The 20,977-nt window shown below is 62.4% G+C and carries 27 protein-coding genes; 12 read left to right on the top strand and 15 right to left on the bottom strand.

The features are described 5' to 3' along the window. The first annotated feature begins 63 nt into the window (after nt 1-63). On the top strand, nt 64-1,437 hold the full coding sequence (locus tag NKJ80_RS09995; RefSeq protein ID WP_352444066.1) for a class II 3-deoxy-7-phosphoheptulonate synthase: 1,374 nt from the start codon (nt 64-66) through the stop codon (nt 1,435-1,437). A 62-nt stretch (nt 1,438-1,499) separates the two neighbouring features. Here the strand turns inward: NKJ80_RS09995 and NKJ80_RS09990 are convergent, their stop codons facing one another. The 3 genes from NKJ80_RS09990 to NKJ80_RS09980 form a co-directional block, all read right to left on the bottom strand. Then, complete coding sequence (locus NKJ80_RS09990; protein ID WP_023667558.1) at nt 1,500-2,270, bottom strand: RES family NAD+ phosphorylase; 771 nt, start codon at nt 2,268-2,270, stop codon at nt 1,500-1,502. Beyond that, a complete protein-coding gene (locus NKJ80_RS09985; RefSeq protein ID WP_023667557.1) occupies nt 2,230-2,625 on the bottom strand; it encodes an MbcA/ParS/Xre antitoxin family protein in 396 nt (131 codons plus the stop codon). The genes NKJ80_RS09990 and NKJ80_RS09985 overlap by 41 nt, the downstream gene beginning before the upstream one ends. 105 nt (nt 2,626-2,730) lie before the next feature. Further along, entirely contained in the window at nt 2,731-3,801 is a 1,071-nt protein-coding gene (locus tag NKJ80_RS09980) for a GGDEF domain-containing protein (protein WP_352497499.1), read from the bottom strand. 338 nt (nt 3,802-4,139) lie between these two features. Between NKJ80_RS09980 and NKJ80_RS09975 the strand changes: the two genes are divergently transcribed. The 3 genes from NKJ80_RS09975 to NKJ80_RS09965 all read left to right on the top strand — a co-directional run bounded on the left by NKJ80_RS09975 (nt 4,140) and on the right by NKJ80_RS09965 (nt 5,625). Beyond that, a complete protein-coding gene (locus NKJ80_RS09975; RefSeq protein ID WP_023667555.1) occupies nt 4,140-4,559 on the top strand; it encodes a GFA family protein in 420 nt (139 codons plus the stop codon). Nucleotides 4,560-4,634: 75 nt separating this feature from the next. Beyond that, nucleotides 4,635-4,994, top strand: coding sequence for a diacylglycerol kinase (locus tag NKJ80_RS09970; RefSeq protein ID WP_352497498.1), 360 nt, complete (start codon nt 4,635-4,637; stop codon nt 4,992-4,994). 43 nt (nt 4,995-5,037) lie between these two features. After that, nucleotides 5,038-5,625, top strand: coding sequence for a hemerythrin domain-containing protein (locus NKJ80_RS09965; protein ID WP_023667553.1), 588 nt, complete (start codon nt 5,038-5,040; stop codon nt 5,623-5,625). A gap of 3 nt (nt 5,626-5,628) precedes the next feature. Here the strand turns inward: NKJ80_RS09965 and NKJ80_RS09960 are convergent, their stop codons facing one another. Then, the gene (locus NKJ80_RS09960; RefSeq protein WP_023667552.1) at nt 5,629-6,237 is read right to left on the bottom strand and encodes a DedA family protein; all 609 of its coding nucleotides are present in this window, start codon (nt 6,235-6,237) and stop codon (nt 5,629-5,631) included. Beyond that, nucleotides 6,234-6,797, bottom strand: coding sequence for a DUF1003 domain-containing protein (locus NKJ80_RS09955; RefSeq protein ID WP_023667551.1), 564 nt, complete (start codon nt 6,795-6,797; stop codon nt 6,234-6,236). Before NKJ80_RS09955 ends, NKJ80_RS09960 begins: the two co-directional genes overlap by 4 nt. 91 nt (nt 6,798-6,888) lie before the next feature. Between NKJ80_RS09955 and NKJ80_RS09950 the strand changes: the two genes are divergently transcribed. From NKJ80_RS09950 to NKJ80_RS09925, 6 genes are all read left to right on the top strand, one after another. Then, nucleotides 6,889-7,605: a DNA-3-methyladenine glycosylase I gene (locus NKJ80_RS09950; protein ID WP_023667550.1), complete on the top strand. Its 717-nt coding sequence runs from the start codon at nt 6,889-6,891 to the stop codon at nt 7,603-7,605. Nucleotides 7,606-7,667: 62 nt separating this feature from the next. After that, complete coding sequence (locus NKJ80_RS09945) at nt 7,668-9,383, top strand: NAD+ synthase (protein WP_023701172.1); 1,716 nt, start codon at nt 7,668-7,670, stop codon at nt 9,381-9,383. 34 nt (nt 9,384-9,417) lie between these two features. Further along, nucleotides 9,418-10,302, top strand: a complete 885-nt coding sequence (locus NKJ80_RS09940) for an SPFH domain-containing protein (protein ID WP_352497497.1) — start codon at nt 9,418-9,420, stop codon at nt 10,300-10,302. A 13-nt stretch (nt 10,303-10,315) separates the two neighbouring features. Continuing rightward, a complete protein-coding gene (locus NKJ80_RS09935; RefSeq protein WP_352497496.1) occupies nt 10,316-11,266 on the top strand; it encodes a diacylglycerol kinase catalytic domain-containing protein in 951 nt (316 codons plus the stop codon). 70 nt (nt 11,267-11,336) lie between these two features. After that, complete coding sequence (locus NKJ80_RS09930; protein WP_352497495.1) at nt 11,337-11,747, top strand: GNAT family N-acetyltransferase; 411 nt, start codon at nt 11,337-11,339, stop codon at nt 11,745-11,747. A 388-nt stretch (nt 11,748-12,135) separates the two neighbouring features. Then, nucleotides 12,136-13,941, top strand: coding sequence for an ABC transporter ATP-binding protein (locus NKJ80_RS09925; protein WP_352497494.1), 1,806 nt, complete (start codon nt 12,136-12,138; stop codon nt 13,939-13,941). A 43-nt stretch (nt 13,942-13,984) separates the two neighbouring features. Here NKJ80_RS09925 and NKJ80_RS09920 read toward each other — a convergent pair whose 3' ends face one another. From NKJ80_RS09920 to NKJ80_RS09890, 7 genes are all read right to left on the bottom strand, one after another. Beyond that, complete coding sequence (locus tag NKJ80_RS09920; RefSeq protein ID WP_352497493.1) at nt 13,985-14,398, bottom strand: GFA family protein; 414 nt, start codon at nt 14,396-14,398, stop codon at nt 13,985-13,987. 26 nt (nt 14,399-14,424) lie between these two features. Beyond that, a complete protein-coding gene (locus NKJ80_RS09915) occupies nt 14,425-14,889 on the bottom strand; it encodes an SRPBCC family protein (protein WP_023748750.1) in 465 nt (154 codons plus the stop codon). Beyond that, nucleotides 14,886-15,206: an ArsR/SmtB family transcription factor gene (locus tag NKJ80_RS09910; protein ID WP_023681541.1), complete on the bottom strand. Its 321-nt coding sequence runs from the start codon at nt 15,204-15,206 to the stop codon at nt 14,886-14,888. Before NKJ80_RS09910 ends, NKJ80_RS09915 begins: the two co-directional genes overlap by 4 nt. A gap of 185 nt (nt 15,207-15,391) precedes the next feature. Continuing rightward, complete coding sequence (locus NKJ80_RS09905) at nt 15,392-15,889, bottom strand: NUDIX hydrolase (protein WP_023667541.1); 498 nt, start codon at nt 15,887-15,889, stop codon at nt 15,392-15,394. A gap of 206 nt (nt 15,890-16,095) precedes the next feature. Continuing rightward, the gene (gpt, locus tag NKJ80_RS09900) at nt 16,096-16,596 is read right to left on the bottom strand and encodes a xanthine phosphoribosyltransferase (protein ID WP_023667540.1); all 501 of its coding nucleotides are present in this window, start codon (nt 16,594-16,596) and stop codon (nt 16,096-16,098) included. A gap of 87 nt (nt 16,597-16,683) precedes the next feature. Next, nucleotides 16,684-17,517, bottom strand: a complete 834-nt coding sequence (locus tag NKJ80_RS09895) for a universal stress protein (protein WP_023681540.1) — start codon at nt 17,515-17,517, stop codon at nt 16,684-16,686. 98 nt (nt 17,518-17,615) lie between these two features. Further along, the gene (locus NKJ80_RS09890; RefSeq protein ID WP_023681539.1) at nt 17,616-18,356 is read right to left on the bottom strand and encodes a competence/damage-inducible protein A; all 741 of its coding nucleotides are present in this window, start codon (nt 18,354-18,356) and stop codon (nt 17,616-17,618) included. Nucleotides 18,357-18,531: 175 nt separating this feature from the next. On the opposite strand from NKJ80_RS09890, the gene NKJ80_RS09885 reads away from it, so the two are divergent. Together NKJ80_RS09885 and NKJ80_RS09880 are read left to right on the top strand one after the other, a co-directional pair. After that, nucleotides 18,532-19,533 (top strand): alpha/beta fold hydrolase, encoded by a 1,002-nt coding sequence (locus NKJ80_RS09885; protein ID WP_050586824.1) that lies wholly within the window; start codon nt 18,532-18,534, stop codon nt 19,531-19,533. Nucleotides 19,534-19,597: 64 nt separating this feature from the next. Beyond that, a complete protein-coding gene (locus tag NKJ80_RS09880; protein WP_023667536.1) occupies nt 19,598-19,870 on the top strand; it encodes a hypothetical protein in 273 nt (90 codons plus the stop codon). Nucleotides 19,871-19,985: 115 nt separating this feature from the next. On the opposite strand, the gene NKJ80_RS09875 is transcribed toward NKJ80_RS09880, so the two are convergent. The 3 genes from NKJ80_RS09875 to NKJ80_RS09865 form a co-directional block, all read right to left on the bottom strand. Beyond that, nucleotides 19,986-20,225, bottom strand: a complete 240-nt coding sequence (locus NKJ80_RS09875; protein ID WP_127283881.1) for a DUF2188 domain-containing protein — start codon at nt 20,223-20,225, stop codon at nt 19,986-19,988. 59 nt (nt 20,226-20,284) lie between these two features. Continuing rightward, nucleotides 20,285-20,563, bottom strand: coding sequence for a DUF982 domain-containing protein (locus NKJ80_RS09870; RefSeq protein ID WP_032891817.1), 279 nt, complete (start codon nt 20,561-20,563; stop codon nt 20,285-20,287). 84 nt (nt 20,564-20,647) lie between these two features. Continuing rightward, entirely contained in the window at nt 20,648-20,962 is a 315-nt protein-coding gene (locus NKJ80_RS09865) for an SH3 domain-containing protein (RefSeq protein ID WP_023691186.1), read from the bottom strand. Between the last annotated feature and the right edge of the window lie 15 nt (nt 20,963-20,977).

The following is a 20,977-nucleotide window of genomic DNA, read 5'->3' as shown; positions in this document are numbered from 1 at the left end:
CATCCCCATATGGGGCGGGAATGGCGGGCAAAAGCCTGCTGGAAAGAGCGTTTGGGTGCAGCGATGACGAAATGGTCGCCGAATTCTTGGAGAGCAAAGCCGATCAAGCAGGTTCCTGCCTATCCGGACCTCGCCGCGCTGAAGAACACGGAAGCCCAGCTCGCCACCTTTCCGCCGCTGGTTTTTGCCGGTGAGGCGCGCAAGCTGAAGAAGCAGCTTGCGGCTGTCGCTGCCGGCGACGCATTCCTTCTGCAGGGCGGTGATTGCGCCGAGAGTTTCGCCGAACATGGCGCCGACAACATCCGCGACTTCTTCCGCGTCTTCCTGCAGATGTCGGTGGTGCTGACCTTTGCCGGCGCGCAGCCGGTGGTGAAGGTCGGCCGTGTCGCCGGCCAGTTCGCCAAGCCGCGCTCGTCTGACAATGAGACCAAGGGCGAGGTGACGCTGCCAAGCTACCGTGGCGACATCATCAACGGCATCGAGTTCGACCCCAAGTCGCGTATTCCCGACCCGGCCCGCCAGGAAATGGCCTACCGCCAGTCGGCGGCGACCCTTAACCTGCTGCGTGCCTTCGCCCAAGGCGGCTACGCCAGCCTGGAGAATGTGCATCGCTGGATGCTGGGCTTCGTCTCCGACAGCCCGCAAGGCGAGAAGTATGGCATGCTCGCCAACCGCATCACCGAGACGATGGACTTCATGAAGGCCGTCGGCATCACCTCGGAGACCAACTACGCGCTGCGCGAGACCGACTTTTACACCAGTCACGAGGCGCTGCTGCTCGGCTATGAAGAGGCGCTGACCCGCGTCGATTCGACCTCCGGCGACTGGTACGCAACGTCGGGCCACATGATCTGGATCGGCGACCGCACCCGACAGCCCGACCATGCGCATGTCGAATTTTGCCGCGGCATCAAGAACCCGCTCGGCCTCAAATGCGGCCCGTCGCTGACGACTGACGGCCTGCTGGAGCTCATCGACCTGCTCAATCCGGAGAACGAGCCGGGCCGGCTGACGCTGATCGCCCGCTTCGGCTCCGACAAGGTCGCCGACCATCTGCCGAAGCTGGTGCGCGCGGTGCAGAAGGAAGGTCGCAGCGTCGTGTGGTCGTCCGACCCGATGCACGGCAACACGATCGAGGCCGCCGGCTACAAGACACGGCCGTTCGACCGCATCCTCAAGGAAGTCCAGACCTTCTTCGAGGTGCATCGCGCCGAAGGCACGCATCCCGGCGGCATCCATGTCGAAATGACCGGCAAGAATGTTACCGAATGCACCGGCGGCGCCCGCGCCATCACCGCAGAGGAACTGCAGGATCGCTACCACACCCATTGCGACCCGCGCCTCAACGCCGACCAGGCGATCGAGCTGGCGTTCCTGGTGTCCGACCTCTTGAAGAAGACCCATCCGATCCAGCACAAGCAGGCCGTGAACGGCTGAGAGCCTGTTTTCAGAAACTGAAATGATAAGCGCCGGAGAAATCCGGCGCTTTTTCGTTTAGATCAACGCCCGCGTTCCCAGCGCAATCCGTTGAGCCGGGGATCGTTGGCAAAGGCGGTTCTGGAAAACTCGATCCGCTTCTCCGGAAATTCTGAGATGGCCTGGACGCCGAACGCGCCGAGCCGGATGCGCCAGGTATGCGGCTCCAGCGGCTTGGCCTTGGTAAAGCCGCGGCATGTCAGCAGCGCCACATTGACGCCCTTCGGGTCGCGCGCCGAACGGTAACGGATCGCCTCCAGCCCAGCCTCACGCGCGACATCGGCAATCGCCTGGCTGGCGGCATAGTCGGTCGGATGCGTCCAATGGGCCCGGTCGCGGTCGAGCGGCGGCCGCGTCAGGTCGATGGCATTGTCGGTACGGATCGCGGCGGCGAAGGCGGTGTATTCGGCGGCGTCGTGCGGCCATGGCGTCTCGGGCGAATCGGCGAAGAACAACAAGCGGTAGAAGGCCATTTCGGCGACCGCCGTCATGATCGTCTCCGCGGCATAGTAGACACCCAGGGTGCGGCCGGCGCGGCGGAAGCGCGAGCCGTAGGGATAGATCGAGCCGTAGCGGAAGGGCGTCGCCAGGAGATAGTGGAGATGCCGGCATTCCATGGGGATTTGCGGCTTGGTCTCCTCGATCAGATCCTCGAGCAGCGCCTGTTCGTCCAGCGTGTCGACGATCTTCAGCGTCGAGACGCGGTGCTGCGCCTCGACCATGCGCCAGTATTTGCCGTCGAGCCGGACGGCTTCAGACGAGAGCGCGTCGGGAGTCCAGATAGGCAATGACATCGACAAGCCCGGTAATGGTGAGGATCTTTTCAAGCGGGCTGCCATCGAAAGCCGTGTTGGCGTTCTTCAGCCATGCCCGGGCTATCGTCTCGTCACCGCCGACAATGGCATCGAGCGAACGGAACAGCCGCACGAACAGCACCGCGAGTTCGAACGGCTTGGTGCCGCGCTCCAGCAGGAATTCCTGCCTGCGCATGCGTGAAACCGTGGCTTCCGAGACGCCGATGATCGACGCAAGCACCCTGGCGGTTATATCCAAGAGTTCGGCGGCGCGCAGCGTGGCCTTGGTCAGAACCGCGTTTTCGGCCGCCGTCGCGGTGAGATCAGGGGCGGCATTGGGTTGTGTAACAGACATGGCCTCTCTCTTTCCATGGAAAATATAGTCCACTGAAATTCATATGGAAAGAGGCGGGATCCGATAAATTTGCCTGTGCCCGGGAATTGGCTGCACGCCGAAGCGTCAGTCTTTCTTGTATAGCAGCCAGTTCTTGCCGGTGCGGCCGGCCATTGTCGAGTGCCGGGTGACGCGGTTGCGCCCGCCAACCTTGGAGCGGTAGAGCGCCCGGTCCGCCTTGGTGTAAAGATCCTCCGGGCTTTCCGCTTCGGAAGCCATGCAGATGCCCATGGAAACGGTCACCGTGCCGTAATTGGCGCCGGTCTGGCTGCTGGTGAACGCCGTCTGTTCGATCAGCACGCGGATGCGTTCGGCGATCTCGTAAGTGGTATCCTCGCTGGCGCCCTCGACGATCAGCGCGAATTCCTCGCCGCCGGTGCGGGCAACGAACATGTCTTCACGGATGCTGGTCTGGAAAATTTCAGCGACGATCTGGATGATCTTGTCGCCGACCGGGTGGCCGTAGCGATCGTTGACACCCTTGAAATGGTCGATGTCGGCAAGGATCAGGGCGTTGAACAGGATCCCCTTGTTGGAGGTGTAAATCGCCGTGATTTGCTTGTCGAAGGCGCGGCGGTTCCAGATATGGGTCAAGGGGTCGGTGTCGGCGAGCCGCTTGTACTCCTCAAGCTTCGACTTGACGCTCTCCAGTTCCGCCGTCTTGTCGCTCAGCGTGGTTGCAACCTGCTTGCCGTGGTCGAGGGTCGAGTTGGTGGCCGCCGCCATGGCGCTGGCGACCTTCTGCAGCAGATCCTGCGAAAGCAGGCTGCGGTTGGCGAGGCCACTCGATGTCTCATCGAGGATCTTGCCGTATTTCTCGATATGGCTACGTTCGCTGCGCAGCAGCAAGGCGATGTCCTCGAGTTCCCTGGCCAGCACGTCGCGCGCCTGCTCGACAATGCCGGGACCGTGATGCTGGGCAAAGAAAGCGCGGCCGATGCGGTCGAGATCGTCCTGCGTCGGCTGGTTGCCCAGCGCGACGACGGCCAGGCCGAGTTCGCGATTGGTGCCTTTCAGTGCTTCGTAGAAGATTTCGTAATTGCGCGGCAGGCCAAGCACGCTGAGCTGACGCATGGTCGCCACAACGGCTGTTGCAATGTCGCTGTTTCGGTCGGTCTGGACGGCTGCCGGCTGCATGTTCTGTTCACTCTGCCTCTGGGAACCATCGCAGACCGTGCGAGATGCCGCCGACCGGAGAGTGCCAGCCGTATTTCGGATCATCCTGCGAAAGACACGTCCCCAATCGCGACATTCGCTTGGCAACGACCATAGATGCGCCGGCGCTAAAGTTTCCTTAATGTGCCGCCAGGTAACGCGTCCGTTCTACCGCAGGCTGCAGAAATGGTTTGCAAAGATCCTGAGGTCAGGTCCGAACACGCCCAGCCCATGTCGCATTTGCCGGTGCCCGGCTGCGGCAAAACTGAAATCCTCTCGGCCAGCGGCGAAGCCGTGGACGATGGCTGGTGGAGGTAGGGATGAGCAACAACCACAGCGGATCTTGCCTGTGTGGAGCCGTGCGTTTCCAGACGCGAGGGCCGTTGCGCGGCGTCATTTATTGCCACTGTTCGCAGTGCCGCAAGCAGAGCGGGCATTTTTACGCCGCGACCAACGTCGCCGACGGCGACATCACGATAACCGGCGCCGACAACATCAGCTGGTACGAATCGTCTTCCTTTGCCAAGCGCGGCTTTTGCAAGATCTGCGGCTCGGTGCTGTTCTGGAAGCCGGGTCAGGATGCCTATGTCTCAGTTCTGGCCGGATCGTTCGACAACCCGACCGGGCTCGAAGGCCAATGCCACATCTTTGTCGGCGACAAGGGCGATTACTATACGATCGACGATGGACTGCCGCAGTTCGAGAAGTCGACGCCGACGATCAAGGTTGCGGAGGAGTGATTTTGCGGCGGCTGCCTTATTCCCTTGATCCAGCCATTGCGATATCCCCTGCCGGTGATTCGAAGGGGATGCGGCATGCAGCGGCTGATCGGTGCTTACTTCAATTCTGTGCGAGCCTTTCGCAAGCTCGCCGCCAGCGAAAGGGCATTTCAGCAGGAACTGATGCTGCTGGTGCTGGCGCTGCCGCTCGGCTGGTTCGTCTCGGTCTCGTGGCGCGGCTACGCGCTGTTGATCGGCGCGGTGCTGCTGCTCATCATGGTCGAAGTGCTGAACACCGGCATCGAGGCAGCCTGCGATGCCTTCAGTCGCGAGTTCAACGTCGGCATCCAGCTCGCCAAGGACTGCGGCTCGCTGGCGGTGCTGATTTCGGTTGTTATCGTCGCCGGCGTCTGGGGAATCGCCCTCATCGAGCGCATCACGGGACTACCGATCTGATCTGAACGCTCCCATATGTTAGTCACCAAAGGAGACTGACGTCGTGGAAGCCAATTTTCTGCTGCTTGAAAGAGCCGGCCTGCCGGAAGACCTGCGCTGGCTGGCGGAAAAATATCCGCGCGAGACATGGCAGGGCCACGCCAACATCCACGGCATGGCAAACATGTGGCTGCAGCGGCACGACATGTTCCGAGAGCTGGGCGGCATGCTCACCAACGGCATTGGCGACTATCGCGAAGGCAGGCTGACGGCGCCGGATTTCGCGCGCTGGTTCGCGCCGCGGCTGAACCACTTTCTCGGCAATCTCGACGGCCACCACAATGTCGAGGACTACCAATATTTCCCGGCTTTCGCCAAGGCGGAGCCGCGCCTGAAGCGCGGCTTCGAAATCCTCGATGCCGACCATCACACCATTCATGAGGGGCTGGAGCGCAACGCCGAGACGGCGAACGCCTTCATCCGCACGCTCGAGGAGAGCGAGGACAGGCAGCGCTTCGCCGCCGACGCCTATGCGGACGAGAACAGCCGGCTGATCGCCATGCTGAAGCGGCATCTGGCCGACGAGGAAGATCTCATCATCCCGCTGATCCTCGATCGCGGCGACCGGGCTCTGGTCGAGGACGACGACTGAACCTTACGATGTGGTTTCGCTGTCGCGGGCGTCCTTGGCGCGCTCCTTGCCGGCGACGGTGCGGGCGATGAGCCAGGCAATGATGGCGACACCCAGACCTATGGCAAGCGCGATCAGCAGCCGTTCGTGATGGAGCAGTGCCTTGCCTATCATCTGCTCGGCGCCGAGGCCGAAGACGTAGCCGATGCCGCAGAACAAAGCCGCCCAGACCAGCGACGACACCGCGTTGAGGATAACGAAGCGCGCTACCGAAATGCTGGCGAAACCGGCCGCGATGCCGCCGACTAGGCGCAGGCCATAGATGTAGCGGTTGGACAGGACGAATATGTTGGGATGGGACGAGACGAGACGGTAGGCGTGGTTGAAGCCGGGCCTCGCCTTCAGTTTCAGCACCCTGGGATGGTCGGCAAAGCTGCGGCCGAGAATGAAGAAAAACGTGTCGCCGACGAAGGCGCCAATGGCGGCCGTGAGGAAAGCCTTCCAGAGGATGAAGACATGCTGATGGGCGAAGAAGCCGCCGAGGATGGCCGCACTTTCGCCTTCGGCGACACAGCCCATGAAAACCGCGATCAACCCATATTGCTCGATGAGGTGATGGACGATCCCGGTCATTGAGAGGTTTGCCGGCCCGACAGTTTTTCGTCTATGCGGTTCACCTGTTCGGCCAGGCGCGCGATGTCCTCGCGCACGCCGATGATCTGGCTGTGGCGCAGTTCGTCCAGCTTTTCATGCAGAGCCATGATCTCGATCTCGGCCTTGAGGTTGACCTCATAGTCATGCGCGGCGTCGATGCGGTCGCGCGCGGCCTGGCGGTTCTGCGACATCATGATCACCGGCGCCTGCAAGGCGGCGATCATCGACAGCACCAGGTTTAGGAAGATGAAGGGGTAGGGGTCGAACGAGTCTCGCCCGAGCAGCCACCAATTGGCGCCGATCCACAGCACCAGGAAAGCAATGAAGGACAGGATGAACGTCCACGAGCCGCCGATGCGGGCAATGGCATCGGCGATCCGGTCGCCGGCGCCCTGAAGGCCGGTGAGGCTGTCGTTGATATCCTGCGAGATGGGCTTGCGGTCGACAGTGCTCTGCAACACCCGCCGCTCGAGCTCGCTGAGGGTTTCAGGCGTTCGCCTCAACCAGCGGTTGGCAAGTTCTGGCACGGTCTTGTGCATGGATGTCTCCATAGGAAAAGCGTCGGCTTGGCAGCCTTGTTTGCATATAGGAAGATGGCGTTTCGTCAAAAGCGCGGCGCGAGGATGCAGGATGCCCGATTTCGCGAAGATTCGCGCCCGTGCTGCAAAACGCAAAGGCGGCGACGCGGTGCTGACGTCGCTGCTCGGGCCGGCGTCTGACAATGCTGCTGTTGCCGACATTACGGACGATCGCATCCTGTCGACGATGGCCGAGCGGGTATTTGCCGCCGGCTTCGTCTGGCGCGTTATCGAACAGAAATGGCCCGGGTTCGAGGACGCGTTTCTCCATTTCGAGCCGAAACGGCTGTTGTTTCAACCTGATGACTTCTGGCACGACCTGACGGCTGATCAACGCATCGTGCGCAACCCGCAGAAGATCAAATCCGTCCGCGACAACGCCGCCTTCGTTGAGCGTGTGTCGAAGGAACATGGCGGTTTCGGCAAATTCCTCGCGGAGTGGCCTGACGACGACCAGGTCGGGCTGATGGCGTATCTCGGCAAGCATGGCAGCCGGCTTGGCGGCAACACCGGCCAGTATTTCCTGCGCTGGCTGCAATGGGACGCCTTCGTCATCTCGGCCGATATGGTCGCGGCTTTGCGTGACGCCGGCCTCGACATCGCGGAAAGTCCGACGTCGAAGAGGGATCTCGACAGGATTCAGGCGCAGATCAACAAATGGGCGCAGGAAACCGGCCTGCCGCGCCGGCACATTTCGCGCATTCTGGCGATGTCGATGGGAGAGAACCATTCGCCGCAATCGCTGCGCGAATATATGGGCGACGACTGATCACCGAATTGGTCCAAACGAACGCCATTGCTCGGGCAAATTTGCCGCGCTAAACCGCACAGATGACCCAGAAGACCGCACCCGATATTCTGCGCATCGCCGTTGCCCAGCTCAACCCGACGGTCGGCGATGTCGCCGGCAATCTTGCCAAGGCGCGCGAGGCGAGGGCGGATGCCGCCCGCCAGGGCGCCGACATCGTGCTCTACACCGAGCTTTTCCTTGCCGGTTATCCGCCGGAGGATCTGGTGCTGAAGCCGGCCTTCCTCAAGGTTTGCGAGAAGGCCGCTCAGGATTTCGCCGCGGATACCTCCGATGGCGGGCCGGGCGTCATCATCGGCACGCCGCTGAAGCGCAAGAGCGGCACCCACAATTCGATCATCGTCGCCGATGGCGGCAAGATCCTCGCCGAGCGCTACAAGCTCGATTTGCCAAACTATGGCGAGTTCGACGAGAAGCGCGTCTTCCAGGCCGGGCCCGAGGCTCAGGGACCCGTCAATTTCCGCGGTGTGCGCATCGGAATTCCGATCTGCGAGGACATCTGGGGCGACGTCGGCATCTGTGAAACCCTGGCCGAGAGCGGCGCGGAAATCCTGCTAGTGCCGAACGGCTCGCCCTACTACCGCGCCAAGATGGACGTGCGCCATCAGGTCGTTATCCGCCAGGTCATCGAGACCGGTTTGCCGATGATCTATGCCAATCAGATTGGCGGCCAGGATGAGCTGATCTTCGACGGCGCCTCTTTTGCCATCGGCGCCGACAAGACGCTCGCCTTCCAGATGAGCCAGTTCGAGGAAACTGTCGATGTCACCACCTGGAAGCGCAACCGCGTCGCCGCAGGCGCGCAAGATGCAGAAAACTCTGACGGCTGGGTCTGCTCGGAAGGGCCGATGTCGAAAATCCCCGAGCGCGAGGAGGCGGACTACCGCGCCTGCATGCTCGGCCTGCGCGACTACGTCAACAAGAACGGCTTCAAGAACGTCGTGCTGGGTCTCTCCGGCGGCATCGATTCGGCGATCTGCGCCGCATTGGCCGTCGATGCGCTCGGCGAGGAGCGGCTGCGGGCGGTGATGATGCCCTACCGCTATACCTCGGAGGATTCGCTGAAGGATGCCGAGGATTGCGCCCGTGCGCTTGGCTGCCGCTATGACATCGTGCCGATCTTCGAACCGGTCGAGGGTTTTCTGCATACGCTGACGCAGCTTTTCGAGGGCACCAAGGAAGGCATTACCGAGGAAAATTTGCAGAGCCGCGCGCGCGGCACGATCCTGATGGCGATCTCCAACAAGTTCGGCTCGATGGTCGTCACCACGGGCAACAAGAGCGAGATGTCGGTGGGCTACGCCACGCTTTATGGCGACATGAATGGCGGCTTCAACCCGATAAAAGACCTCTACAAGATGCAGGTCTATGCGCTGTCGCGCTGGCGCAACAGCCATGTGCCGCCGGGCGCGCTCGGTCCCTCAGGCGAGGTGATCCCCAGGAATATCATCGACAAGGCGCCGTCGGCGGAATTGCGCGAGAACCAGACCGACCAGGATTCGCTGCCGCCCTATCCGGTGCTGGACGACATTCTGGAATGCCTGGTCGAGAACGAAATGGGCGTCGACGACATCGTCGCGCGCGGCCACGACCGGGCGACGGTGACGCGCGTCGAACATTTGCTCTACATTGCCGAATACAAACGCCGGCAAGCGGCGCCGGGCGTGAAGATCACCCGGAAGAATTTTGGCCGCGACCGCCGCTATCCCATCACCAACCGTTTCAGGGATCGCGGCTAAACATCGATCAAATTGATGAACCTTGGGGGGCCGCATGTTTATCAGCTATTTCAAGGGAACGCCTGAATATCACATCCTGCGCTTCAAGAACGGCAAGGTCCGTGAGCAGGGGCGCGGCATCTCCTTCTGGTACGGGACGTTCGGCACCACCATCGCCATGGTGCCGGTGACGTCGCTCGACAACCCTTTCATCTTCACCGAGACGACGGCGAATTTCCAGGATCTGGCAATCCAGGGGTCGGTCAGCTACCGCATCATCGATCCACTCAAGGCAGCCGAAGGTTTTGATTTCAGCGCAAAGCTCAGCCGTGCCGACGTCGTCGGCGACGGCCGGGAGAAGATCGCCGAGCGCCTGGTGCTTGCGATACAGAGCCGCGCCCGCGCGGTGGTTTCGAGCATGACGCTGGAACAGGCGCTGGCCGAGGTGACCAAGCTCGGCGGCAATCTGGCCGAACTGCTGCGCAACGATCCGATTGCGGCAACCGCCGGCCTGTCGATCGAGGAGGTCCACATCACCTCGGTCCAGCCGACGCCGGAGATCCGCAAGGCGCTCCAGACCGAATATCGCGAGGCGCTGCAGCGCCAGGCCGATGCCGCGATCTATGGGCGCCGTGCCTGGGGCGTGGAGAAGGAGCGCGAGATCAAGCAGAGCGAACTGGCGACCGAAATCGAGCTTGCCGAACGCAACAAGCTGCTGGTCGACACCGAAGCGCGCAACAAGCTGACGCTTGCCGAGGCGCAAGCCAAGGCGCAGCAGCTGGAACTGACCGTCTATTCGTCGGCGCCCGCCCACGTGCTGACGGCGATGGCCTTCAAGGCCTGGGCGGAAAAGGGCGGTTCGGTCGGCAATCTGTCGATCACGCCTGACATGCTCACCAGCGCGCTCAGCCAGCTTTCCACGCCGAAAGCCGGGTCCTGAAAGGCAAACACGGGTGGCAAGCGACCAGAGCGGCAGGCCGATCGACCGGGTGATCGTCGTCACCCGCAAGACCGAGCTGGAGGAGCTGACGACGCGCTTCAACACGCAGGGACAGGCGCGCTTTTATCTCCGGCAGGCCGGCATGGATTTCGACCCGGTCAAGGCGGTCCATGACGTCTATCACCAGGCGCTCGACCGGGTGATGGGTTCGCTTCCCCAAGGCCTCAAACAGTTGCGGCTCGACCGCGAACTGGTACCGCAGTTCGAATTCGGCTCCGACGCGGTGATCGCGCTCGGTCAGGACGGGCTGGTGTCCAACACCGCGAAGTACCTCCCGTACCAGCCGTTGATCGGCATCAACCCGAACCCGGCGCTTTTCGACGGCGTGTTGCTGCCGTGGAATGCCGACGATACCGAAAAGGTCCTCGGCCTGACGATCGCCGGCAAGGCGAAGCGCCAGGCGGTGGTGATGGCCGAAGCGCGCTCCAATGACGGACGCCGGCTAATCGCCTTCAACGATCTGTTCGTTGGCGCCTCGACGCATGTCTCGGCGCGCTACGAATTGACCTATGGCAGCAGGACCGAGCGCCAGTCGTCGAGCGGCATCATCATTTCGACCGGCGCCGGCTCTACCGGCTGGCTGCGCTCGGTGATGGCGGGCGCCGCGGGACTGGCCGCGGCCTATGGTGACAACTCCGTGCCGACCGTGCCGCCGCAAGGCTATGACCGCGAAGGCGAACAGCTGTTCTTTTCGGTGCGCGAACCGTTTCCGAGCAACACGACCGGCGTGTCGCTTGTGCATGGCGTCATCACCCGCGACCGGCCGCTGGTGGTTTCTTCGCGGCAGAGCAGGGGCGGCGTCATCTTCAGCGACGGGATGGAGCTCGATTTCGTCGAGTTCAATTCCGGCACCGACGTGACCATCGCGATCGCCGACCAGAAGGCCTATCTCGTGGTGCCATAAGCGCGCCACGTGGGCAGCCAAATCACCGGCCGGACTGAATTCGGCCGCCCTCCATTCTTTGCGAGGCACCATGCCCGACTGTGAGATCAGCTTCGACATGTCACGGATCGATTTCCGGGCGACCTCCGACCTGTTGATGGCAAGTTATTGGGGCGCCGGCCGCAGCGATGAGTTTCATCGCCGCGCCTTTGCCAACTCGTTCTGCACCGCGGCCTATATCGACGGGAACCAAGTCGGTTTTGGCCGGGCCATCACCGACCGTACGGTGTTTGCCTATCTCGCCGACATCATCATCTGGCCGCAGCATCGCGGCCAAGGCATTGGCACGCAACTGGTGCGGGCGCTCATCAACCACCCTGAACTCAGCACGGTCTCGCACTGGAGCCTGTCGACCAGTGACGCGCATGGCCTTTATGAGAAGCTGGGCTTCAAGGCATCGATCGACGGCCGCTACATGCGCCTCGATCGCAACCCGGAATGAGGCATAGCGAGGGGGTCGACCGGCTGTTGTTGCAAAATAACCTCACTGGTTGGACCAGTTACGCTTTGCCACGTGCCCGGCCTTGGCGATCCTTCATGGCGTCTCTATAAGGACCGCTCCGCAAGTGTCTTGCGGGAGGTCCGAATGGCAGTATTTCACATGGTAATGCGAGGCCGCGAAGCCTAGGTCTCACCTGGCGTCCGGCGAAGGTTTGTCCTTCGCGCCGATGCCGGGTCGAGTGCAGACTTCTGCCGATGCCGGTCGCCACCCGACAAACCGGGGCGCGCCGCCACCTATGCCGAACTTCCGCAGCCGGGCGAATTGCCCAGCGTGGTTTTCAATTTTCAGACCTTACCGGGACCGGGCAGATTTGCGCCGGGATGACATCATGGCTCGTCTTCGAATCGATCTGCGTGCAAGCGCCTTTCGCAGCGTTCTTGGCTTCACGCTCAGCCACTGGCGGCGCCAGCCGTGGCGGCTTTCTCTGATCATGGGCAGCTTCCTGCTGTCGACCCTGGCCGATGTCTTGACGCCGCTCTATTCCGGCCGGCTGGTCGACGCCGTCGCCAGCAGTGCGTTGGCTGACGATGTCGCGTGGAATGCGGCAATGGCGGCGTTCTCCGCGCTCATCGCTTTGGCGCTGACCGGCGTGGTGCTGCGCAACCTAGCTTTCATGGGTATTGTCGAGCTGACGCTGAAGATGATGGCCGACGTCGCCGCCGACGCGTTCCATCGCGTGCAGCGCTTCTCAACCGACTGGCACGCCAATAGCTTTGCCGGATCGACGGTGCGCAAGGTCACGCGCGGCATGTGGGCTCTCGACCTGCTCAATGACACCATCCTGATTGCGTTGTTGCCGTCGGTCGCCATGCTGGTCGGCTCGACGTTGCTGCTCGGCTGGTTCTGGCCGCTGATGGGGCTGGTCGTGGCAGTCGGCTCGGTGCTGTTCATCACGGTGACGGCGCTGCTGTCGCTCGGCTATGTCGCGCCTGCGGCGCGGCTCGCCAACAGCTGGGATACGAGGCTTGGCGGCTCGCTTGCCGATGCGGTGAGCTGCAATGCCGTGGTCAAGGGTTTCGGTGCCGAGACGCGCGAGGAGACGCGTCTTGCCAAGGTCGTCGCCAAATGGCGCGCGCGGACCAGCCGCACTTGGGTGCGCGGCACCATCAACGGCACGACGCAAGGCGCCATGCTGCTGGTGCTGCGGACGGCAGTGATCGGCCTGTCGCTGATGCTGTGGGCCTGGGGCCAGGCAAGTGCGGGCGATGTCGCCTTCGTGCTGACCTCGTTCTTCGTGCTGCAGGGCTACCTCAGGGACATCGGCACGCATATCCGCAATTTGCAGCGTTCGGTCAACGACATGGAGGAACTGGTCGATTTCCAGTCGCAACCGCTCGGCATCGAGGACCGGCCCGGCGCCAAGCCGATCCGGATCACGCATGGCCACATCGCCTTCGATAACGTCACCTTCCACTATGGCAGCCATCGCTTGCCGCTCTACCGCGACTTCTCGGTGGAGATAGCGGCGGGCGAGCGGGTCGGACTGGTCGGCCATTCCGGCTCGGGCAAGACGACCTTCGTGAAGCTGATCCAGCGTCTCTATAATGTCAGCGGCGGCAGGATCCTGATCGATGGCCAAGACATCTCCCAGGTTGCACAGGCGTCGCTGCGCGCGCAGATTGCCATCGTCCAGCAGGAGCCGATCCTGTTCCACCGCTCGCTGGCGGAAAACATCGCCTATGCCCGACCGGACGCCACGCAGGCCGAGATCGAGCATGCCGCCAAGCTCGCCAGCGCGCACGACTTCATCACCGGCCTGCCGAAGGGCTACGGCACGCTGGTCGGTGAACGGGGCGTGAAACTGTCGGGCGGCGAGCGCCAGCGGGTGGCGATCGCGCGCGCCTTCCTGGCGGATGCGCGCATCCTGATCCTGGACGAGGCGACATCGAGCCTCGATTCGGAATCGGAAGTGCTGATCCAGCAGGCGATGGAGCGGCTGATGGTTGGCCGCACGACGCTGGTCATCGCGCACCGTCTGTCGACGGTGCGGGCGCTGGACAGGCTGCTCGTGTTCGACCGTGGCAAGATCGTCGAGGAAGGCTCGCATGACGAGCTGATCCGGCTGAAGGGCGGCATCTACCGCCGCCTGTTCGAGCGGCAGGCGCTGGAACTGACCAAGGGCCTGGTGATCTGAGTTGAACGCAGAGCCCTATCCGAGGGATAGGGCTCTGCCTGGTTCATCCAGGCATTCGCTCGAATGGCTGAAGCGCTGGGTCGATCGTGTCCCAGACGTGGCCGCGCACGGTGTAGGTGACCGCCTGCGGGTCGAACTGGCCGGGATCGTCGAGGCTCGTGGCCTGGATCGCCGTCACCTCCGGCATGGCGACGAACGTTACGCAGACCGGCGTGCCGCAGGTCGGGCAAAAGGCCTGGGCTTTTTCATTGCCGCTGTCGGCGATCATCCGCCATGTGCTCGGCTCGCCGGTGATCTTTACGTCAGCGCGCCGGCCGAAGGTAACATAGGAACAATGGCCAGTACCGCTGCGCTTCTGGCAATCGAGGCATTGGCAGTGGTTCTGAAATATCGGCTCGCCGCTGGCCTCATAGCGGATCGCGCCGCAGGCGCAGCCGCCGGTAAAGTGCCTGGTCATTGTCGTTCTCCCGCTGTCAGATTGCTTCAGGCCGATTTCGGCTTGGCGAACAGGTCGATGCCTGTGCCGGTTTCGAGGAAGGATTTCATGCTGGACAGCACGGCCGGCCAGCCCTGGCTGATGCCCTTGGCCATGCCGCTGCCGGCTTCGAGCTCGTCATGGCTGACGGTCAGCTTGACCATGGTGTCGTATTCCTCGATGGCGAACGTCACCCGGCTGTGCTTGGTGGGATCGTCGGCCTGCGAGGCGTTGGCCCAGCTCATGACCAGGCGGGTCGGCGGCGAGATTTCGACCACCTTGCCGACGACTTCGACAGAGCGCTCCTCATTGGCGCGAATATGTTCCCATTTCGAGCCGGGCTTCCAGTCGGAGACGTTTTCGTGGCCCCAGTAGCGCTTGGCGATATCGGGCCTGGTGATGGCTTCGAACACCTTTTGTGGCGTCGATCTGATGTAGGTCACGTAGACAAAACTGGTGGTTTCCCGGGTCATTGGTCGTCTCCTTCGAGTTCTTGTTTCAGGTCGTGCAGCAGGCTCAGCCGCTGCCGTTCGAATTTTCGCACCCACCGCTCGTAGACTTCGTGCAGCGGCACGGGGTTGATGAAATGCAGCTTCTCTCGGCCACGCTTGACCGTGCTGATCAGATTGGCCGCTTCCAGCAGATCGATGTGCTGCGTGGCGGATTGCCTCGCCATGTCGAGATTTTCGCAAAGCTCGCCGAGCGTCTGGCCGTTCTTCTCACACAGAAGATCGAGCAGCATTCTGCGGGTCGGGTCGCCCAGCGCTTTGAAAACCTTGTCGGCGTCCATCGGTCTCACTCATCTTGAAGACACAATATGCAGGTAAATGCCTGCATGTCAAGCTGTGGCTAAGCTTGGCCTGAAGGGGAGGGATTTATAGTGTCGGATTGCTGGCGCGCGGAGCGAAGCACCGAGCCCGGAATCGGGGCAAGAACCGGTGCGGGCGCGCAGGACTATGCAGCGGTGGCTGTGAGCTAGGCTCTAACGACGAACTTGTCGGGATCGGCGCAGAAATGGGCGATGATCTGGCAGAGGTCCGGCTCGTTGACCATGCGTACGGCCTCGGCCCCATTGACCCATTTGCGGGTGCGCGCGCGCTTTTCCTTCCAGCGGTCGGCAACGTGCTCGACCTGCAGCGGAAACACCAGCACTTCGCAAGGGACTTCCTCGCCGGACGCGAGGGCCTTGGCGTAGAAGTAACGACCGGCCTCGAAGAGCGAAATCTTGCCACGCAATCCGGCTTCCTCGCCCGCCTCGCGCGCCGCTGCCTCGCAGAGCGGCTCCCTGGCCTCGGGCCAGCCCTTCGGCAGCACCCAACGCCCGGTGTCTCGGCTGGTGATCAGCATGATCTCGACGCCGTCTTCGTTATTGCGCCATGGCAAAGCGGCAACCTGCAGGCGACAAGGCGAAGTGCCGAAGAGCTTGCGGACCCTTTCAGCCAGATGGTCGTGTGTCGCCGGTGTCGTCAGCATCAGTGAAAGCTACCCCAGCCCTCAGAATCGTTAGCCGCCGTATGAATCTTACCGACAAGTGTAAGTCTTAAAAGTAAAAAACATCACACCAACCGTCCAATCCGCCAACAGGCGTCGATTCGACAGAATAATGTGCCTTCCAGTGTCTGTTTTCATAGCAGACGGGGCGGGTTTGGCCGTCTGGGCAGAAATGGGGCTGGCGCGAATCAGCCGGCGTGATCGTCGGCGATCGGCTTCTGGTAGGTGAAACCCATGTCCCAGGGAAAGTAGATCCAGGTGTCCTGGCTGACTTCGGTGATGAAGGTGTCGACCAGCGGCCGGCCTTTCGGCTTGGCGTAGACGGTGGCGAAATGCGCCTTGGGCATCATGGCGCGCACGATGCCTGCCGTCTTGCCGGTGTCTGTGAGGTCGTCGATGATCAGCACGCCCGCGCCATCATCGGCGAGCAGCGCCGGCGTGATCTCCTTCAGCACCTGCAATTGCCCCTGGCTGGTGTAGTCGTGATAGGAGGCGACGCAGACCGTCTCGATGACGCGTATGCCGAGTTCGCGTGAGATGATGGCAGCGGGAACCAGGCCCCCACGGGTGATGCAGACGATGGCCTTCCACTGACCCTTGTTGGCGCCGGCAAGCCGCCAGGCGAGCGCCCGGGCATCGCGGTGGAACTGGTCCCAGGAGACCGGAAAGGCTTTTTCGGGAAGGGACATTCTGCACTCCGCGCGCAACATTGTGGAATGCGCGCGGAATTAACTGGAAAGTCAGGGCGTTGGCAAGGGCGGGGCCAGTCTGTGGAGTTACCGCGACAAAAAGGCCGCAACCGGCACGCTGCGCAACACGGTGCGCGTGACGCCGCCGAACAAAAGCTGACGCAGCCAGGAATGGCTGTAGGCGCCGAGCACAAGAAGGTCGGCTCCGGTCTCGGCGATCCGGGTCTGGATGACGTCATCGACCGAAGCATTACCCGATTTCTGCACCGACACGCTGACCGTTGCGCCATGCCTGGAGAGTGCCGCGGCGATCTCGGCGCCGGCGGCTTCCGGGTTGTCATCCAGCGTATCCGGCGGATCGATGACCAGAATGTCGGTCTTTTCGGCCTCGATGATGAAGGGCAGCGCGTCGAAGGCGGCACGCGCCGCCTCCTTGCTGCCGTTCCAGGCCAGCAGCACATGTTTGAATGTGGTGACCAACGGCCCCTCATGCGGCACCACCAGCACTGGCCGGCCGGCATCGTAAACCAGCGTGTCGACATCGGCGCTCGTGTCGCCCCCGGTCTCGCGCTGCGCGGCAATAATCAGATCGGCGGCGCGCACGCTGGAAATACCCGTCAGCGCGCTGTCGCCGGAAAAGCTCTCGAGGCTGCGCCATTCGAAGGAAAGGCCGGAATTCTCGATCCGCCCAACGAAAAGCGCCTGCAATTTCTCGGCTCGCTCGCGGTTCATGTCGGCGGAGACCTGCAGGAACTCAGTGTCGGGGAAGCCGGTTGCCGAGGTGTAGGGAACGGGCAGCGCTTCGGCATGGATGCCGATGAGATGGCTCTCGAACCGGTCGGCAAGCGGGATGGCGCAGTCGAGCACGCGTTCGGCGTCCTGTTCGTTCTGCAATATGGCGACGATGGTCTTGAAGCGCATGCGAAATCCCTCAAATCTGCCAGCGCGTGCTGCGCCCGAGGGAAAACGTGGGAGTGCGGTGCTTGGTTCCGGCCCGGCGATGGTCCGCGAACCCAGGGTCAATTGGCGGCGGTGAAGCCGGCCACCATCGCCTCGACGTCCTTGCGTGCCGAATCCAGCGCCTCCTGGCTGCGGGCGCGGACCACCAGCTCCGTCCAGAATTTGCCGTCGCCATATTTCGGATAGGAGCCGATGATGGTGTCGGGATGCGCCTTCTGGATGTCGCCCAGGGGACCGCCGATCAGGCCTTCGCCGAACGGGCAATGGACGGTGGCCGACAGCATCTTGGTGCCGGCCTTCAGCGTCGGCACGACATTGTCGAGCATGGCCTGGAAAATCGCCGGCACGCCGGCCATGACATGGACGTTGCCGATGCGAAAGCCGGGCGCGACGGAGACCGGATTGTCGATATGGTCGGCGCCGCGCGGCATGCGCGCCATGCGCTTGCGGGCCTCGGTGTATTCGATGCCGCGCGCGGCATAGCTCTCGCCCAGCATGGCATAGGCCTTGGCGTCGTATTCGCACGGCACCCCAAAAGCCTTGGAAACGGAATCGGCGGTGATGTCGTCATGCGTCGGGCCGATGCCACCGGTGGTAAAGACATAGGTGTAGCGGGCGCGTACGGCATTCACCGCAGCGACAATCTCGTCCTCCTCGTCGGGAACGATGCGCACTTCCTTCAGGTCGATGCCGATGGCCGTCATGATGTCGGCGAGGTGGCCGATATTTTTATCCTTGGTGCGGCCGGACAGAATCTCGTCGCCGATGACAAGCATGGCGGCAGTGACGATTTCAGGCATGGAAGGCTCCGGCAAACAGGCCCGTTGGCAGACAAGGTCGCCTGAGGCAGAAAGAAGGTCGCCTGAGATAGCGCGCCATCGAACTGGCGGCAATGCCGACACAAGCCGCCATCTGCCTTGCCGAGCGTTCGTCAGTGGGTGATGGTGCGCGCCGGTCCGCTTCCCGGGTGAAAACATGCTGGTATCGATTCTGCTTTGGCTTGTCGCCGGCCTGTCCGTGCTGGCTCTCGTCATCGTGGCCTGTCTGGTGGCCGCTACGCTCTGGATTGCCGCCAAGGCCGAAAGGCTGGTGCCGGCCAGCGGAAACTTCGTCGAGATCGACGGCAGCCGCATCCATTATGTCGAAACGGGCGAGGGACGGCCGATCCTGTTCGTGCACGGACTTGGCGCGCAGCTCCACCAGTTTCGCCACACGCTGTTTGAGCGCTTTGGCCCTGGCTACCGCCTCATTGCACTCGACCGGCCGGGATCGGGCTATTCTGTTCGCGCGCGAGGAGCCACCGGCCGTCTGCCTGAACAGGTCGAGATCATCAGGCGCTTCATCGAAACACTCGGGCTGGAAAGGCCGCTCGTGGTCGGGCACTCGCTGGGGGGCGCCGTCGCGCTGACCCTGGCCTTGGAGCATCCCGGCGCGATTTCCGGCATCGCTTTGCTGGCGCCGCTGACGCATCTGGAAGCCGGCGCCCGCGAGAAAGCGGGCCTGCTCTATATCCGTTCGCGGCTTTGGCGCTGGATCATGGCCTACACCGTCGCGATACCGACAAGCCTCAGATATGCGCGGCAGACACTGGAGTTCATCTTCGCGCCGCAGGCCGTTCCCGCCGACTACATGATCGATGGCGGCGGATGGCTCGGGCTGAGGCCAAGCCATTTCCATGCAACCTCCACCGATTTCGTAGCGGTCGAACAGGATCTTGGCCGCATCGAAGAGCGCTATGAAGAGATCGCCATGCCGGCCGGCATTTTCTTCGGGACAGCCGATCGCGTCATCGCCATGCGCATACATGGGGAGCCGATGAAGGACAGGATCGAAGGGCTCGATTTCGAGACGGTCGAAGGCCTCGGCCACATGCCGCAATTCGTCGAGCCGGACCGCGTCATCGCCTTCATCAAGCGCATTGCCGAGCGGACATTCGCCGGCCAAGACCTCACCACAGCCTCACAACAATTTCACTGAACCATTCGGCTGATATCCGGTTTACCCCGTGTCGCACCCAAGGCGGCGGATACGGAGTAATTCAATGTACAGGAAAGTCTTTGCAGCATCCGTGCTGACGATCGGTCTTGCCACATCGGCGATGGCGCAGTCATCGGACGGCACGTATTCCAACCATCACAGCTGGTGGCCGTTCGGGAACGAGCAGTCATCGACCGTCGACCAGAGCACCACCGGCAGCATCAATGCCGACGGCAGCCAAGGCTATGGCGGCGCTACGGGGCCGTGCGCCTCCGACCCGTCAGGACCCTATGGAAATGTGAGGCCCAACGTGAACGATCAATATTGCGGCAAGTGATCAAGCCGCGGGCGACTGACCGGCAGGATGTCCCGCCTGTTTGTTTTGACGCAATTCCCAAGGGAATTGCTTAGGTGAGCATCCACGGCCGGCAGCGAAAGCTGAGGGGCAAGGATCAGTCGGAAACTTCGGTCTGCGGCCGGTCGCGGCCGTCGGCCAGTTCGTCGTGCCACTTGCCTTCGGCATCCTCATACTGGATGCCGTCCGTGGTGCCGGCGATCTGCTGTTCGGCCGAGGCGATCTCGGCGGCGCGCAGCGCATCCTGGTGGGTCGGGAATGTCTCCGAGAATGTCGAACCGACCTTGTAGGCCCAGCCCCCGTCATGCTCGACGATTTTGTAAGTCAGCTTCGCCATGAAATCCTCCGGTTCGTCCGTCCGCTCAATGCGGCCCGTTTTTCATTGCAATTTGGGCTTCAATGCAACTTGGCGTCTGGCAGCCGGTCTTCGGGAACCAGCACTTCCGATTCCTTGGCCGCTTCGATCAAGGCCCTGCGTGCATCGGCCGTCGAACGATAACCTTCCAGCACTTTGAGGCAAGTGTCGAGAGCATCACGATGGCGCGGGCCGCGATTGAGCGGCCACACCGTCATCAGACACTCCGCCGCTTCCTGGGTGCTGCGGATCTGGCGATATTTGCCGACATGGCCGAGTTCGACCACGACCGGGGTTTCAAAAGGTTTGTTATCCATGATGGCCGCAACGCAAAGCAGCCAATATGGTTGCAAAAGTGGCCGTCAGCCTGCGCCCAAACGTCTCACCAACCGCAATCGTTGGTCTCAGTAACCGCAGTCGTTGCGCAGCCAGTGGGCGTTGGCCCAGCCGGTCCGTCCGCCGATTTCGACCTGGTACCAGTTGCCCCGGCGGTCGAAAATCTCCGTGTGGTCGCCGTTGAACAATTGCCCGATCATGCGCGACGACGAGTTCGGCCGTGCGCGCACGGCGAGAAACCCGCTGCCGGTATCCAGATCGTAGTGCCTGGACAGGCCGTGCACCGTGCCTTCGCAATATTGCGCGCCGACCGGAGACGACGCGGCGAACGACAGTGCGACCACCAGAGCGGCTGCTGCCGGATAGATTGCCCTTGATGCCATGGACTTTGCTCCCAA

This window comes from Mesorhizobium sp. M0030 (assembly GCF_040323695.1).
Taxonomy (GTDB): domain Bacteria; phylum Pseudomonadota; class Alphaproteobacteria; order Rhizobiales; family Rhizobiaceae; genus Mesorhizobium.
The sequence above is the reverse complement of the archived record's forward strand: the minus strand, read 5'-3'. Positions and strand labels throughout refer to the sequence as shown.